The 1,711-nt window shown below is 71.4% G+C and carries 1 protein-coding gene and 1 pseudogene; both read right to left on the reverse strand.

The window, feature by feature from the left end; genetic code table 11:
• A pseudogene (locus tag StrepF001_RS45205) lies at positions 1-620 on the reverse strand (protein-L-isoaspartate(D-aspartate) O-methyltransferase); the annotation flags it as partial.
• Between the two features lie 10 nt (positions 621-630).
• Positions 631-1,569: a radical SAM protein gene (locus tag StrepF001_RS45210; RefSeq protein WP_129803874.1), complete on the reverse strand. Its 939-nt coding sequence runs from the start codon at positions 1,567-1,569 to the stop codon at positions 631-633.
• Positions 1,570-1,711 lie beyond the last annotated feature (142 nt).

Here is a 1,711-nt window from a genome sequence, read left to right on the forward strand (position 1 = left end):
CGTGCGGCCCGTCCCGGTCTCGTGGCTGGCCGCAGGGCGGCCAGCCACGAGACCGGGACGGGCCGCACGGACACCGTGGACACGATCCGGTCGTAGCGGCCAGGCAGGTCCCCGGTGATGTCGACGACGGACACGCTCGGGCGCAGGCCGATCGCCTCCAGCCGCTCGACCGCGGTCTTCACCAGGTACGGATCGACGTCCACGCTCGTCACCAACTCATCGCCGAGCCGCCGGCACAACAGGGCCGTGCCGTAGCCGGTGCCGGTCGTCACCAGCACCCGGGAGCCGTCGGTGATCATCGCGTGCCGGTACACCGTCACCACTAGCCCCGGCAGCGTCGACGACGACGTGGGCTGCCCCGTCGTGAGGGTGGCGCCCGGCTCGGCGTGGTCGGCGTGTACGGGGCCGATGCGGGTAACCAGCGTCCGGTCCGCGTAGGCCGCCTGCATCCATGCCTCGGGGCCGGCAGGCCCGTCGCGCAGCTCCCACCCCTTTAACCCTCGTGTCCACCAGCGAGGCACGAACACATGCCGCGGCGTGACGGCGAGCGGTTCGTACCAACGCGACTCGGGCCGGGTCACCCCGGCCGCCAGGCACCGCGCGTGCACCTCCCAGTCCATGTGCCGCCTCCTAGTTGTATGCGGGCCTGCACGCAGGGGTCTCGGCCGGAGCGCAGTCGGATCCGTCCTTATCAGGGTTGCAGGCCGTCACCACTCCCGGCGAGGGCTGGCACGAGTCCTCCTTGGGAGTGCAGGAGTCCGGCACACAGCCGCCGCGGCGGCGGGGGATCGACGCGGCGATCTCCGCCCACTGCTCCCCGGCGAACACCGCCTGGAGTCCTGCTGGCTTCACGGAGCCGGCGGGGAGGAACCGCCCCAGCACGCAGGGGGTCACGGTGCCGTCCGGCAGGATGGCGGCCTTCCCGTCCGCGCATCGTCCGCACAGCTCCGACGTGGACGGGATGAGCGTGGTCCTGGCCGCGTTGCCCACGGCCCGCACCCGGTCCACCTTCACATGATCGACACCGAGGGCTTCCATCTCCGCGCGGGCCTGTTCGCTGCGCTGTCCGTCGCGCATGTGGATGATGCCGACCTTGACCGGGATGCCACGGCGCACCGCCTCGACGATGTTCGCCCGGGTGGAGTCGTGGGACCCCGTGCGGCCGGTGATCTCGTCGTGCTCGTCCGGGTCGTCGGAGTAGTACGACGTGCCCAGACTCACGCGGGGATGGGCGAACAGCTCCCAGCGCTCGGCGCGCACCCGGTACAGGTTGCTGTAGACCTGCACGCGCAGGCCTGCGCCCAGGGCGTGCCGGACGAACTGGGCGAACTCGGGGTGCAGGGTGGGCTCGCCACCGATGAACTGCACGGTTTCCACGCCCATGGCGGCGGCCTCGTCGATGACGCGGCGCCAGTCGTCGCCGGTCATCGTCCCGTGGCCCTTCGTCGGGCCCGCCTCGGCGTAGCAGTGCGATGAACACGTGAGCTGGCACCTGCCGGTGATCTCCAACTCAAGGAAGGTCACGCCTCCCGGCGCGGTGTGGGCCGGCGGTTCCAGTACAGCGGTCATGGCGTGTTGTCTCCTGGTGATTGGGGTGCTCCGCCTGTTCCGTCCTGTCCGCAGGCTCGGACGGGGGTGGAAGCCCCGTCCCGCCGGAGTCTTGCGGGACACCGACGGGACGGGCGTCTTGGCTGCGACCCTGACCCTGCGG

It is taken from the genome of Streptomyces sp. F001, assembly GCF_004187715.1.
GTDB classification, from domain to species: Bacteria; Actinomycetota; Actinomycetes; order Streptomycetales; family Streptomycetaceae; genus Streptomyces; species Streptomyces flavusporus.